Here is a 13,687-nt window from a genome sequence, read left to right on the forward strand (position 1 = left end):
CGCGTCCGGCACCGAGCCGCCAGGCGGCGACGCCGACGGCCAGGGCGTCCAGTTGCATCAGCACGCCGTCGGCCTCGGCGTAGACGACTTCCGACTCCCTGGCCACCGGCAGCCTGGCGTCGGGATCCCCGCCCTGGGCGCGGATCATGGATTTCCAGACGTCCATGGCGCGGCCGTCCCGCAGCGCGGCAGCAGGGTCGGCATCCGTCACGCCGGCGGCGTGCAGCATCTCCTCGGCCAGCCTCACGGTCAGCTCCACGACGTCCTCGGGGCCGCCGCCCGCCAGCACCTCCACGGATTCCTCGACCTCGATGGCGTTGCCGGCGGTCAGCCCGAGCGGCGTGCTCATATCGGTCAGCAGTGCCACGGTGTTCACGCCCGCGTCCTGGCCCAGGGCGACCATGGTTTCGGCCAGTTCCCGGGCGTTGCGCTCGTCCTTCATGAAGGCCCCGCTGCCGACCTTCACGTCCAGCACCAGTGAGCCGGTGCCTTCGGCAATCTTCTTGCTCATGATCGAGGAGGCGATCAGGGGGATCGCCTCGACCGTGCCGGTCACGTCGCGCAGCGCGTAGAGCTTCTTGTCCGCGGGAGCCAGACCGGCCCCCGCCGCGCAGATCACGGCGCCGATCTCGGCCAGTTGGCTCATCATCTCGTCATTGCTGAGCAGGGCCCGCCAGCCCGGAATCGACTCGAGCTTGTCCAGGGTGCCGCCGGTGTGGCCGAGGCCGCGGCCGGACAACTGGGGCACCGCCACGCCGAAGACTGCCACCAGCGGGGCCAGCGGGAGGGTGATCTTGTCCCCCACGCCGCCGGTGGAATGTTTGTCGGCGGTCGGCTTGCCGAGCGAGGAGAAGTCCATCCGCTCGCCGGAGGCGATCATCGCCGTCGTCCAGTGCGCGATCTCTTCCCGGTCCATGCCGTTGAGCAGGATGGCCATGTTCAGCGCGGACATCTGCTCGTCGGCGATGGTCCCGCGGGTGTAGGCGTCGATGGTCCAGGCGATCTGCTCCGGGCTGAGCGTTCCCTTGTCCCGCTTGGTCCGGATGATGTCCACGGCGTCGAATGTTTCGGTCATGTCCTGCTCCTTAGGTGATGCGTTCCGCCCGTCAGGCCAGGTGCTGCGGTCCGAAGGCGTCGGGCAGCACCTGGTCCATGGTCCTGATGCCGGCCGGCGTCATCAGCAGCATGCCGGGCGCGCGGAACTCGTACAGCAGCTGACGGCACCGGCCGCACGGCATCAGGGCGTTGCCCTCCCCGTCCACGCAGCTGAAGGCGGCCAGTTTCCCGCCGCCCGTCATGTTCAGCTGGCTCACCAGCGAACATTCCGCGCACAGGGTCAAGCCGTAGGAGGCGTTTTCCACGTTGCAGCCGGAGACGATCCGGCCGTCGTCGGTCAGCGCGGCGGCGCCGACCGGGAAGCCCGAGTACGGCACGTAGGCCAGCCGCATGGCGGCTTCCGCGGCCTGCTGGAGGGCGTGCCAGTCCACCTGGGCCGTCGTTGGTGCTTCCACGGTCATCCCTTGATGTATGGCACGCCGCTGGCGGCCGGGGGTCGGGCGCGGCCCACCAGGCCGGCGACGGCGAAGATGGTCACCACGTAAGGCAGCATGGCCAGGAACTGGTTCGGCACCGTGGAGCCCAGGGCGCTGAGCACGTACTGGAGGTTGGTCGCGAAGCCAAACAGCAGCGCCGCGAAGAACGCGTACAGCGGGTTCCAGCGGCCGAAGATCAGCGCCGCCAGGGCGATGTAGCCCTGCCCGGCGGTCATGTCGCGGCCGAAGCTGGAAACAAGGACCAGGGTGAAGAAGGCGCCGCCGAAACCGGCGACGACGCCGGCCAGCAGCACGTTCATGAACCGCATCCGGTTGACCTTTACGCCCAGGGTGTCCGCAGCCTTCGGGTGCTCCCCGACGGCACGGGTGCGCAGGCCCCACTTGGTGTGGAACAGGCCGAAGTAAATCACGGCCACCGCGACGTACATCAGGTAGCCGACCACCGACTGTTCGAACAGGATGGGGCCGATGATCGGGATGTCGGACAGCACCGGAATGCTGATGATCGGCAGCCGCGGCGGAGAGTTCCAGGTGGCCGAGTCGGCCGAGAGGACGGTGGAGAACAGGAAACCGGTCAGGCCGGAAACCAGCACGTTGAGCACCACCCCGACGATCACCTGGTTGACGATGTACTTGATGCTGAACACCGCCAGTACCGCCGAGACGAGCACGCCGCCGACGGCCGCTGCGGCCAGGCCGATGAACGCGTTGCCGGAGAGCGATCCGGCGACCGCGGCGGAGAAGGCACCGAACAGCAGCTGTCCTTCGATGGCGATGTTGACGACGCCGGAGCGCTCGCACAGCACGCCGGAGAGGGAGCCGAAAATCAGCGGCACGGCCAGCGTGACCGAACCGGCCAGCAGTCCGTAGAGGGCCACGTTGGGGGTCCGGGCGCTGCCGACCACCCAAGTGAGGAATCCGACCACGAACAGCACGGCAAAGACGGCCACCAGCCAGCCGGGGACCTTTCGTCCGGACCGGACCAGCATGAACGACCAGACGGCGGCGGCGAGCATCAGGACGGCCGTGACCCAGCCGGTGACGACGGCCGAGAGCACCACCGACGGCAGCACCACCGGGTCGTTGGGGTCCGACAGCCGGAAGGTCACCGAGTTGTCCGGTGCCCCGACCGCGAAAACCAGGACGGCCGCGAAGGCCAGGACGGCCAGGATGACCGGCGTCTTCCAGTTCCGCACGGTGTCCGCGGCGGCTGGGCTTTGCTGCGGGGCGGTGGCGGTAACCGTGCTCATGCTGCACCTCCGGTGCTTGCGGTCTTACGGGGTTTTGCCGTCAGCTTGCCCGGCTCGGGGAGCCGGAAGATCGCGCGCACGAGCGGCGGCGCCGCGATGAACAGCACGATCATGGACTGGACCACCAGCACGATGTCGATGCCGGTGCCGGTGTTGGTCTGCATGGTCACCCCGCCGGCGCGGAAGGCGCCGAACAGCAGGCCGGCCGCAAAGGTGCCCCACGGCGTCGAACGTCCCAGCAGTGCAACGGTGATGGCGTCGAACCCGAAACTGGCAGCGACGCCCGCGGTCAGAACGCGTTCGGTGCCGGCCACCTGCGCGACGCCGGCCAGGCCGGCGAGGGCGCCCGCCAGCACCATCACCACGACGTAGCCCTTGGTGACGCTGATGCCGGCGGTGCGCGCGGCGTGCGGATTGGAGCCGACCGCGCGCAGCTCGAAGCCGATGGTGGAGCGGTTGAGCAGCCACCAGCAGAAAACGGTGGCCAGAATGGCTACCACGAAGCCCCAGTGCAGCCGGAAGGTGTCGCCAAAGAGCGGCGGATACATGGCCGTGGCATCCAGCTGCGGGCTAATCGGGTTGGTGGAGCCCGGTCGCTGGAACGCGGGCATGGTCAGCAGGTACAGCACCAGGTTGATGGCCACGTAGTTGAGCATGATCGACAGGATCACTTCGTGGGCACCGGTCTTGGCCTTCAGCAGGCCGACGAGGCCGCCCCACAACGCGCCGCCGATGATGCCGGCGATGATGACCAGGAGCAGGTGCAGGCCCACCGGAAGGTGCCAGCTGAAACCGACCCAGGCGGCCAGGGTGGCGCCGATGATGATCTGGCCCTGCGCGCCGATGTTGAACAGTCCCGCACGGAACGCCAGCGCCACGCCCAGGCCTGCGCAGATGAGCGGCGTGGCCACGGTCAGCGTCTGGGTCAACGGGTAGATCATCCGGGCGAACGAGGCGCCCTCGAAGTTGAAGATCGAGCCCTGGAACAGGGCGGCGTAGGCGTTGGCGGCGGCCGTCCAGCCGGCAGCCAGCATGTCCTGCGGGCGGGCGAAGAAGTAGCTGGAGGTCCGGGCGACTTCCTCGTTCGTCAACGCGATCAGGATGCCGCCGGCGATCAGGGACAGCAGAATGGCGAGGACAGCCACCAGCGCGTTGCCGGAGACGATCCGCTGCATGATGGTCTGATGCGCGCGCAACTCGGGGTGCAGGCTCTCCCCCGTGGGTAACACGGCCGGCGGCGCCTGGGTGCCGTCGCCGAGGGCGGCAGCCGCCTCGAGCCGCTGCTCGTCGCCCTCCGCCGCGGGCGTTCCCGCGTGTTTCGACCGCTTCCCGTGCTTGCCGGACTCGTCCGCGCTCATTCCTCGCCTCCTTCGGCGTCTGTCTGCTGTACTTCGGCGTCCGTCCGGTGTGCCTGTGCTTCCTCGGCGCTCATGCCGGCCATCATCAGGCCCAGCTCGCCGCGCGAGGTGCCGGCGGGGACGATGCCCATCAGCCGGCCCTGGTAGAGCACGGCGATCCGGTCGGCAAGTTCCAGCACCTCGTCCAGTTCGGTGGAAACGATCATCACCGGCGTGCCGACGTCGCGCTCGGCGACGATCCGCTTGTGCAGGAATTCGATGGAGCCTACGTCCACGCCGCGGGTGGGTTGGGAAGCGATAAAGAGCTTCAACGGCCTGGACAGTTCCCGGGCCATGACCACCTTTTGCTGGTTTCCGCCGGAGAGGGTACCGGCCGCCGCCGCCGCAGACTGGGTGCGGACGTCGAACTCCGAAATGTATTGCTCGGCGTTCCGGGCGACCAGGGCCGGCTTCATGGCCAGGCCGCGGGCAAACGGCGGCTGGTCGTAGCGGTTGAGGATGAGGTTTTCGGCCACCGAGAAGGTACCGACCAGGCCCTCGACGCTGCGGTCCTCCGGCACGAAACCGACGCCGGCCTCGATGATGTCCTTGACCTTGCGCCCCACCAGTTCGCGGCCTTCGAGCCTGATGGAGCCGGACACGTGGTCCTGCAGCCCCAGGATCGCCTCGGTCAGTTCGGTCTGCCCGTTGCCTTGGACGCCGGCCACCGCGAGGATTTCGCCGCGCGCTATGCCGAAACTGATGCCGTCCACCACGCGCTGGCCCGTGGCCGAACGCACGGTGAGGTTGTTGACGGTGAACGTTTCTTCGCCCGGCCGGGCCGGTTCCTTGTTGAGGGTCAGGCTGACGGCGCGGCCCACCATCATTTCCGCCAACTCGGTCGTGGAGGCCGAGGGCGGCGCGTCGCCGATGACCTTGCCACGGCGAATGACCGTGATGATGTCCGAAACCGCCTTGACTTCACGCAGCTTGTGGGAGATGAAGACGATGGCCTTGCCGTCGGCCTTGAGTTGGCCCATGATGCCCAGCAGCTCATCCGTTTCCTTGGGCGTCAGGACGGCGGTCGGCTCGTCCAGGATCAGCACTTCGGCGTCCCGGACCAGGGCCTTGATGATCTCGACCCGCTGCTGCACCCCGACCGGCAGGTCCTCGACCACCGCGTCGGGGTCCACCTCGAAACCGTATTGGTCGGAGATCTCCCTGATCCGGGCCCGGGTCTCCTCCAGATTGAGTTGGCCGCCGGCCTTGGTCGCCTCATTGCCGAGCGCCACGTTCTCGGCCACGGTGAACACCGGGACCAGCATGAAGTGCTGGTGCACCATGCCGATGCCGGCCGCCATGGCGTCCCCGGGGCCGTCGAAGGTCACGGGCTTGTCGTCGACCAGGATCTGGCCTTCGCTGGGCTCGTAAAGCCCGTAGAGGACGTTCATCAGCGTCGATTTCCCGGCGCCGTTTTCGCCCAGCAGGCTGTGCACCTGTCCCGGCTGCACCACCAGGTCAATGTGGTCGTTGGCAACCAGGGAGCCGAATCGCTTGGTGATTCCCTTGAGCTCGAGTTTCAACCCCAACCCACCTGTTCTTTGTCCGTAGGTACGACGGTCGTCATCCAGCGGCGCGGTGCCGGACGGTGCTGCTGCCCGGACGCTGTGCCTAGCCTAAACCGGTTCGGCCGATTACAGCGCGAACCGCCGCCCTCGGCACCGGTGTCCGGTACGGAGGGCGGCGGTCCGCTGCGTGCTTACTGCTGCGGGCTGGCCTTGGATTCGACCTTGATCTCGCCCGAGATGATCGACTCCTTGATGGTTTCCAGTTCCGCCTTGGTCTCGTCGGAAACCGCTGCGTCGAGGTCATGGAACGGGGCCAGTGCCACGCCGCCGTTCTCCAGGGTTCCGACATACGGCGAGCTGTCGAAGTTGCCCTCGGCGTCGGTCTTGACGACTTCCTCGACCGCGTTGCCCATCAGCTTCATCACCGAGGTGAGGATGAATTCCTCGGCCTTGCCGGCGGTCTCGTAGCCGTCGGAGTCGACCCATACGACCTTGGCATCCTTGCCGTCGGCATTGGCTTCGAGCACGGCGTCCAGCGTGCCCAGGCCCACCGGGCCTGCCACCGGCATGATGATGTCGGCGCCCTCGTTGATGAAGTTCAGGGTGTTGGTCTTGCCCTTGCCCTGATCCTCGAAGTTGCCGACGAAGGTGCCGTTCTGGGCTTCCTTGTTCCAGCCGAGCAGTTCGACGTTGGCGTCCTTCTGCTCGTTGTAGTAGTCGACGCCGTCGGCGAAGCCGTCCATGAAGATGGTGACGGTGGGGATGTTCATGCCGCCGTAGGTGGCCACCTTGCCGGTCTCGCTGGTTGCGGCCGCCACGTAGCCGGCCAGGAACGCCGCCTGCGCCGTGTCATAGATGATCGGCTTGACGTTGTCGCTGAACTCCGGGTCGTTGTAGTCGACGATCGCGAAGTTGGTCTCAGGGTTGGCCGCCGCCGCCTCCTTGGTCACGTCGCCCAGCAGGAAGCCGACCGTCAGGACCATGTTGCAGTTGGCCTGCACCATGGCATCCACGTTGGGACCGAAATCGGTCTCGGCCTGGGACTCGGCCTCGCGGATCTTGATGCCCAGCTCTTCCTCGGCCATCTTCAGGCCTTCGTAGCTCGACTGGTTGAACGAGCGGTCGTCGAATCCACCGGAGTCGGAGACGATGCAGCCGAGGTAGTCGGTGCCTTCCGCTGCCGGGCTGCCGCTGGCGCCGCCCTCTTGGGCCGGCGGTGCGCCGCACGCGGTCAGAACCAGTGCGGACGCGCCCAGCACCGCGGCGGAGAGGCCGGTGCCGCGCTTAATCTTGCGCAGTGAAGTCTTCAATGTTCCTCCATAAAAGAATGTCTGCCCCGCCACAGTTCAATGGTCGCTTCACAAGAAGTGCGGCGTTTGACTTGTACTCCGCGTGGCACAGCACCTGTCCTGCAGGTGCACAGTTGATGACCCTACAGTAGTTCCCGCGCGCCCCACCGGCGAAGCAATCGCTACCGGCGCGCGCAGATTGTTCAAAAGTTGTTACTTTTGGGTAGCACCGGCTGCCGTGTCCCGGTGACGCCGGGCGGCCAGCACGGCGGCCTTGGCCATGACGCGCACGCCCACGCCGATGGCGTGCTCGTCGGGAACGTAGTCGCCGCGGTGCAGGTCGAAGGTTTCGCCGCCCGGGCTCCGGGTGCCCAGCCGCATCATGGCGCCGGGCACTTCCTGGGTCATCCAGGCGAAGTCCTCCCCGCCCATCGACTGCGGCGTGAGGGTCACCGCGTCCTCCCCCAGCTCGCTCCGGGCCGCCGCCTCGAGCAGCGTGGTTTCCCGCTCGGTGTTGATCACGGGAGGCACGCCGCGGATGTGTTCGAGCTTGACGTCCACGCCGAACGGTGCGGCCACCTGGTTGACCACCTCGTCCACCAGCTCACCGGCGGCCTGCCAGGCTTCCCCGTCCAGGCAGCGCATGGTGCCGGCCATGTAGCCGACGGCCGGGATCGCGTTGGGGGCGGCGCCCGCCTGGATTTGCCCCCACACGAGCGAGACGGCGCTGCGGACATCGATCCGCCGGTTGATGACGGCCGGGACGCTGACGGCGATCTCGGCCAGCGCGAACACCAGGTCCTCCGTCAGGTGCGGGCGGGACGTGTGGCCGCCGCGCCCGCGCAGTTCAATCCGGATGGTGTCCGAGGCGGAGGTGATGGCTCCGATCCGCGTGCCGACCAGGCCGACGTCGATGCGCGGGTCGCAGTGCAGTGCCAGGATCCGCGGCAGCCCTTCCAGCACGCCCTGCTCGATGACGGCCAACGCGCCGCCGGGCATGGTCTCCTCGGCAGGCTGGAAGATGACCCGCACGCGGGCGGGCAGTTCGCCTTCCAGATCCAGTTTGCGCAGGACCAGCGCGACGCCGAGCATCACCGTGGTGTGGATGTCGTGTCCGCAGGCATGGCTGATGCCGGTGTTAACCGAGGCGTAGTCGAGGCCGGTTTCTTCCATGATCGGCAGGGCGTCGATGTCCGCGCGCAGCCCGATGGCCAGCGGGCCCTCCCCGATGTCGACGAACAGCCCGGTGCCGTCCAGCAGTTGCGGCTCGAGTCCTGCGGCCGTCAGCCGCTCGGCCAGCTTCCGGGTGGTGAGGAATTCCTTGTGCGACAGCTCGGGATGCTGGTGCAGGTCCCGCCGGAACCGCCGGAGTTCATCCAGCAGTGGCGATGCCCAGACGCCGATATTGAGATTGGCCAGCGGAGTTTCTGAAATCTTCTGCACACCTGCACTCTATCGATTTGAGCGACGTTCCGAGGACGGTCGCCGGCCTTGCACACGATCAGGCTTTCGCCGCCGGTCCCGGGTGCCTTGCGGCTTTAGAGGACGTCGGTGTCGCCGCTGGCCCTGAGGTGTTCGACGGCGGACTTCACCTTCTGCGCGTGTTCCTTAGTGGTCACCAGCAGCGCGTCCGGGGTGTCGACCACGACGACGTCGTCGATGCCGATCAGCGCGATCACGCGTTTGGTGTCGGAGACCACGACGCCGGTGGCCGACTCCGCGAAGACCCTCGCCCCTTCGCCGAGGACCGTGAGCCCGGAGGTTTCGCTGGCGGTATTCAGCCGCCCGATCGCGGCGAAGTCGCCCACATCGTCCCAGGAGAAGGAACCGGGAATCATCGCCACGTCCCCGGCGGCCGCCGCGGGTTCGGCCACCGCGTAGTCGATGGCCGTCTTGGGCAGGTCCGGCCAGATCCTGCGCATCACCGCGCCGCGGGCCGGGGTGTCCCAGGCCTCGGCGATCTCGGTCAGGCCGGCAAAGAGTTCGGGTTCGTTGGTTTCCAGATGCTTCAGCAGCAGGTCAACCGGCGCCACGAACATGCCGGCGTTCCAGGAATATTCCCCCGTCGCCAGGTAGCCGCGGGCCACCTGCTCGTCGGGTTTCTCCACGAACTCGGCCACCGCCTGCGCGGAGGGCGCGCCGGGGACCTGCAGCGCCCCGGCGGAACGGATGTACCCGAAGCCGGTGGCCGGATGCGTCGGGGTGATCCCGATCGTGACGATGTAGCCCTCGGCCGCGGTGTACACCGCCTCGCGGACCGCCTGCTGGAACTCCTCCGCCGGGGTGATCACCTGGTCCGCGGCGAAGGAGCCCATGATGATCCGCGGGTCCCGCCGGTACAGGATCGCCGCGGCGAGACCGATCGCCGCCGCAGAGTCCTTCGGTTCCGGCTCCAGCACCAGGTTCGCATCCTGAAGTTCGGGCAGCTGCGCGCACACCGCATGTCGGTGCACCTTGCCGGTCACCACCAGGGTCCGCCCCTGGCACAGCGGCTCAAGACGGGAATAGGTGGCGCGGATGAGTGTGGACCCGGAACCGGTCAGGTCGTGCAGGAACTTCGGGGCCGCCGCGCGGGACAGCGGCCACAACCGCGTCCCGGTCCCGCCGGCCGGTATAACGGCATGAAAACGGTCCAGCACGGCGTCGTCGTCGGCCGCACCCCGGCCTGCTGCTTGAGTGTTCACGCTCTCCACGGTAATCCAGCCTCGTGGGTACCGCCTTCATCCTGGAGGCCGATTTCTCCCATCGGGGTGGTTTGCCGGTGCCGTATCGGCGCCAACTGGCGCCGCGTCAAAATCCAGGTCCTGCGGGGGCGTAAACCGGCCTCATCCGCCCCGTGGAAGCCGGTACAGCACGGGCGGTTAAGCCCCTGCTGTTAAAAAGGTCACACCCTGCCGTACCTAAATTGAATAAGCCCTCAGCGAAGCCTAGATTAGTCTTGAGCTATAGAGCGCTCTCGCACCGGCGTCAACTCTTGCGTGGAAGCCACGCTGCGCCTCTGCGATGCAGGGAGGGTAATTCAGTGTCGAAGACACCAGCAGGGACCTTATACCGCGGCCGTGAAGGCATGTGGTCTTGGGTAGGACACCGCATCACGGGCGTCGCAATCTTTTTCTTTCTCTTGGTTCACGTGCTCGATACCGCGCTGGTCCGGGTATCCCCGGGCGCCTACGACGCCGTCATGGCCACGTACAAGAACCCGATCATGGCCATTCTGGAAGCCGGCCTGGTAGCGGCCATCGTCTACCACGCCTTTAACGGGCTTCGCGTCATCCTCATCGACTTCTGGAAGAAGGGGCCCAAGTACCAGGCCAAGCTTCTGTGGGGGGTTGTCGGCCTCTGGGTCGTCGTCATGGTTCCGTTCCTCATCCGCCACCTCACGCTCGCTTTCACCGGGGGTCACTAACTCATGTCGGTCAACTCTGAAATCCAGGCTCCCCGCAGCGCCCGCATCGCTCCCGAGTACATGCGCAACAAGGGGCGCAAGGGCAACTTCGAACTGTACGCATGGCTGTTCATGCGGCTCTCCGGCCTCATCCTGGTGGTGCTGGTCTTTGGACACCTGTTCGTCAACCTGATGGTGGGCGAAGGCGTCCACGCCATCGACTTCGGCTTTGTGGCCGGCAAGTGGGCCGACCCGTTCTGGCAGATCTGGGACCTGGCCATGCTGTGGCTGGCCATGCTGCACGGCACCAACGGCGTGCGGACCATCATCGAGGACTATGCGGAAAAGGACATCACCCGCTTCTGGTTCAAGATGGTCCTCTACGTGGCCTCTGCCGTCATCATCGTGCTCGGCACCCTGGTGATCTTCACCTTCGATCCGTGCCCGGCGAACGCCACCGCCGATCTGCTGCCGTCGTTCTGCCCGGCACCCTAACCGTCCCCGCGACAGACCGCGGCGCCGTTGCCCGTCGTGAACCCCACACGGCGAAGAAAACCCAGTTTCAACAGAAAGAGCATCCAGTATGCAGGTCCATAAGTACGACGTCGTCATTGTCGGTGCCGGTGGCGCCGGTATGCGCGCCGCGATCGAATCAGGCCAGCGCGCGCACACCGCAGTACTGACCAAGCTGTACCCCACCCGTTCCCACACCGGCGCGGCCCAGGGCGGCATGTGCGCCGCACTGGCGAACGTCGAAGAGGACAACTGGGAATGGCACACCTTTGACACAATCAAGGGCGGCGACTACCTGGTTGACCAGGATGCCGCCGAAGTGATGGCCAAGGAAGCCATCGACGCGGTGCTGGACCTGGAAAAGATGGGCCTGCCGTTCAACCGGACGCCCGAGGGCAAGATCGACCAGCGTCGCTTCGGTGGACACACCCGCGACCACGGCAAGGCCCCCGTGCGCCGCGCCTGCTACGCCGCCGACCGCACCGGACACATGATCCTGCAGACCCTTTACCAAAACTGCGTCAAGCACAACGTTGAGTTCTACAACGAGTACTACGTGCTGGACCTGCTGTTGGTCGAGGAAGACGCCACCCGCGCGGACGGCACCCCCTACAAGCAGAAGCGCGTCGCCGGCGTCGTCAGCTACGACCTGGCCTCCGGCGAGCTCCACGTCTTCCAGGCAAAGTCCGTCATCTTCGCTTCGGGCGGCGTGGGCAAGGTCTTCAAGACCACCTCCAACGCGCACACCCTTACCGGCGACGGCATGGGCATCGCGTTCCGCCGCGGCCTCCCGCTGGAGGACATGGAGTTCGTCCAGTTCCACCCGACCGGCCTGGCCGGCCTGGGCATCCTGCTCTCCGAGGCCGCCCGCGGCGAAGGCGGCATCCTTCGCAACGCCGACGGTGAGCGCTTCATGGAGCGCTACGCCCCCACCATCAAGGACCTGGCGCCGCGTGACATCGTGGCCCGTTCCATGGCCCTTGAGGTCCGGGAAGGCCGCGGCTGCGGCCCGAACAAGGACTACGTGCTGCTGGACCTGACCCACCTGGAGCCGGCGCACATTGACGCGAAGCTGCCGGACATCACGGAGTTCGCACGCACCTACCTCGGCGTCGAGCCCTACACCGAGCCGGTGCCCGTGTTCCCCACCGCCCACTACGCCATGGGTGGCATTCCCACCAACATCAAGGCCGAGGTGCTGCAGGACAACGACACCGTGGTGCCGGGCCTGTACGCCGCCGGCGAGGTGGCCTGCGTTTCCGTCCACGGCTCGAACCGTCTGGGAACCAACTCCCTGCTGGACATCAACGTCTTCGGCAAGCGCTCCGGCATCAACGCCGCCGAGTACGCCAAGACCGCGGACTTTGTCGAGCTGCCGGAGAACCCGGAGCTGTACACGATGGAGCTGCTCGAGACGGTGCGCGGCGGTACCGGTACCGAGCGGGTCGCCCAGATCCGCAAGGAACTGCAGGACATCATGGATGCCAACGTGCAGGTGTTCCGCGACGAGAAGTCCCTGACCGAGGCGCTGAACGTGATCGCTTCGCTGCGCGAGCGCTACAAGAACATCAGCGTCCAGGACAAGGGCAAGCGCTTCAACCTGGACCTGCTGGAGGCCGTGGAACTCGGCTTCCTGCTGGACATGGCCCAGGTGATGACCGTGGCGGCGCTGCACCGCACGGAGTCCCGCGGCGGACACTTCCGCGAGGACTACCCGGACCGCGACGACGAGAACTTCATGAAGCACTCGATGTGCTACCTGGACGTCGACGCCGTGACCGATCAGACGGCCGGCATCCGCATGGATACCAAACCCGTGGTATTCACGCGCTACGAACCGATGGTGAGGAAATACTGATGAGCACCGCGACCGAAATTCCCGAAGGACCGTCCAAGGTCGAGCTGGCTCCCGGGGTCGGCGGCGGCGGCGAAATCCCCAGCTTTGACATTACGCTGAAGGTCCGCCGCTACGATCCGGAGGTTTCCGAGGAAGCCCGCTGGGACGAATTCAAGCTCACCATGTACGGCACCGACCGCGTGCTGGATGCCCTGCACAAGGTCAAGTGGGAGCATGACGGTTCCGTTTCCTTCCGCCGGTCCTGCGCCCACGGCGTCTGTGGCTCGGATGCGATGCGCATCAACGGCCGCAACCGCCTGGCCTGCAAGACGCTGCTGAAGGACCTGGACACGGCCAAGCCCATCACGGTGGAGCCGATCAAGGGCCTGCCGGTGGAGAAGGACCTGATCGTGGACATGGAGCCGTTCTTCCAGTCCTACCGCGAGATCATGCCGTTCCTGATCAACAACGGCCACGCGCCGACCCGCGAGCGGCTGCAGTCGCAGGAGGACCGCGAGCGGTTCGACGACACCACCAAGTGCATCCTCTGCGCCGCCTGCACCTCCTCCTGCCCGGTGTTCTGGACCGACGGCCAGTACTTCGGGCCGGCGGCGATCGTGAACGCGCACCGCTTCATCTTCGATTCCCGCGACGATGCCGGCGACATGCGCCTGGAGGTCCTCAACGACAAGGAAGGCGTGTGGCGTTGCCGCACCACCTTCAACTGCAGCGAGGCTTGCCCCCGCGGCATCCAGGTGACCAAGGCGATCACCGAGGTGCGCCAGGCCATCCTGCACCGCTCCGTCTAGCCCATCGCGGCGGTCCCCTTCGGGACTGCGCGGTCCTGGTGGCGCCGATTCCTTCCGGGAGTCGGCGCCACCGGTGTTTAAGGTTCCGGCAGGGGCCTCCGCCGGCGCAGGCTCCACGCCCCCAGCCCCACCCACCCGCGATCGGA

Annotated in this window: 12 protein-coding genes; 4 read left to right on the plus strand and 8 right to left on the minus strand. The window is 66.7% G+C overall.

Going from position 1 to position 13,687, the window contains the following annotated elements; all coding sequences use genetic code 11:
* The 8 genes from AC5RUJ_RS04085 to AC5RUJ_RS04120 all read right to left on the minus strand — a co-directional run.
* A partial coding sequence (locus tag AC5RUJ_RS04085) for a thymidine phosphorylase (RefSeq protein ID WP_494155618.1) occupies positions 1 to 1,075 on the minus strand: 1,075 nt, incomplete at its 3' end.
* 31 nt (positions 1,076 to 1,106) lie between these two features.
* Positions 1,107 to 1,511: a cytidine deaminase gene (locus tag AC5RUJ_RS04090; protein ID WP_494073564.1), complete on the minus strand. Its 405-nt coding sequence runs from the start codon at positions 1,509 to 1,511 to the stop codon at positions 1,107 to 1,109.
* A 2-nt stretch (positions 1,512 to 1,513) separates the two neighbouring features.
* A complete protein-coding gene (locus AC5RUJ_RS04095) occupies positions 1,514 to 2,803 on the minus strand; it encodes an ABC transporter permease (protein ID WP_494014406.1) in 1,290 nt (429 codons plus the stop codon).
* Positions 2,800 to 4,161 (minus strand): ABC transporter permease, encoded by a 1,362-nt coding sequence (locus AC5RUJ_RS04100; protein ID WP_494128016.1) that lies wholly within the window; start codon positions 4,159 to 4,161, stop codon positions 2,800 to 2,802. Before AC5RUJ_RS04100 ends, AC5RUJ_RS04095 begins: the two co-directional genes overlap by 4 nt.
* Positions 4,158 to 5,723: an ABC transporter ATP-binding protein gene (locus AC5RUJ_RS04105; protein ID WP_494001871.1), complete on the minus strand. Its 1,566-nt coding sequence runs from the start codon at positions 5,721 to 5,723 to the stop codon at positions 4,158 to 4,160. Before AC5RUJ_RS04105 ends, AC5RUJ_RS04100 begins: the two co-directional genes overlap by 4 nt.
* A 176-nt stretch (positions 5,724 to 5,899) precedes the next feature.
* Positions 5,900 to 7,018 carry a BMP family lipoprotein gene (locus tag AC5RUJ_RS04110; RefSeq protein WP_494073562.1) on the minus strand — a complete coding sequence of 373 codons (1,119 nt, stop codon included), beginning with the start codon at positions 7,016 to 7,018 and terminating at the stop codon, positions 5,900 to 5,902.
* Between the two features lie 192 nt (positions 7,019 to 7,210).
* Positions 7,211 to 8,440 carry an amidohydrolase gene (locus AC5RUJ_RS04115; RefSeq protein WP_494128015.1) on the minus strand — a complete coding sequence of 410 codons (1,230 nt, stop codon included), beginning with the start codon at positions 8,438 to 8,440 and terminating at the stop codon, positions 7,211 to 7,213.
* Positions 8,441 to 8,535: 95 nt separating this feature from the next.
* Positions 8,536 to 9,681 (minus strand): mannose-1-phosphate guanylyltransferase, encoded by a 1,146-nt coding sequence (locus tag AC5RUJ_RS04120; RefSeq protein WP_494073561.1) that lies wholly within the window; start codon positions 9,679 to 9,681, stop codon positions 8,536 to 8,538.
* A gap of 338 nt (positions 9,682 to 10,019) precedes the next feature.
* Here AC5RUJ_RS04120 and sdhC point away from each other — a divergent pair, with 338 nt between their 5' ends.
* The 4 genes from sdhC (at position 10,020) to AC5RUJ_RS04140 (ending at position 13,541) form a co-directional block, all read left to right on the plus strand.
* Positions 10,020 to 10,403: a succinate dehydrogenase, cytochrome b556 subunit gene (gene sdhC / locus AC5RUJ_RS04125; protein WP_493987889.1), complete on the plus strand. Its 384-nt coding sequence runs from the start codon at positions 10,020 to 10,022 to the stop codon at positions 10,401 to 10,403.
* Between the two features lie 3 nt (positions 10,404 to 10,406).
* Positions 10,407 to 10,877 carry a succinate dehydrogenase hydrophobic membrane anchor subunit gene (locus AC5RUJ_RS04130; protein ID WP_494001494.1) on the plus strand — a complete coding sequence of 157 codons (471 nt, stop codon included), beginning with the start codon at positions 10,407 to 10,409 and terminating at the stop codon, positions 10,875 to 10,877.
* 88 nt (positions 10,878 to 10,965) lie between these two features.
* Positions 10,966 to 12,753 (plus strand): succinate dehydrogenase flavoprotein subunit, encoded by a 1,788-nt coding sequence (gene sdhA / locus AC5RUJ_RS04135; RefSeq protein WP_493978599.1) that lies wholly within the window; start codon positions 10,966 to 10,968, stop codon positions 12,751 to 12,753.
* The gene (locus AC5RUJ_RS04140) at positions 12,753 to 13,541 is read left to right on the plus strand and encodes a succinate dehydrogenase iron-sulfur subunit (protein ID WP_494001495.1); all 789 of its coding nucleotides are present in this window, start codon (positions 12,753 to 12,755) and stop codon (positions 13,539 to 13,541) included. Before sdhA ends, AC5RUJ_RS04140 begins: the two co-directional genes overlap by 1 nt.
* Positions 13,542 to 13,687 lie beyond the last annotated feature (146 nt).

It is taken from the genome of Arthrobacter sp. Y3223164 (assembly GCF_059091005.1).

Bases quoted from the DNA above. Each gene is read 5' to 3' on its own strand.
- AC5RUJ_RS04130 (WP_494001494.1), top strand. From the start codon at position 10,407: ATGTCGGTCAACTCTGAAATCCAGGCTCCCCGCAGCGCCCGCATCGCT.
- AC5RUJ_RS04095 (WP_494014406.1), bottom strand. From the start codon at position 2,803: ATGAGCACGGTTACCGCCACCGCCCCGCAGCAAAGCCCAGCCGCCGCG.
- sdhA (WP_493978599.1), top strand. From the start codon at position 10,966: ATGCAGGTCCATAAGTACGACGTCGTCATTGTCGGTGCCGGTGGCGCC.
- AC5RUJ_RS04140 (WP_494001495.1), top strand. From the start codon at position 12,753: ATGAGCACCGCGACCGAAATTCCCGAAGGACCGTCCAAGGTCGAGCTG.
- AC5RUJ_RS04100 (WP_494128016.1), bottom strand. From the start codon at position 4,161: ATGAGCGCGGACGAGTCCGGCAAGCACGGGAAGCGGTCGAAACACGCG.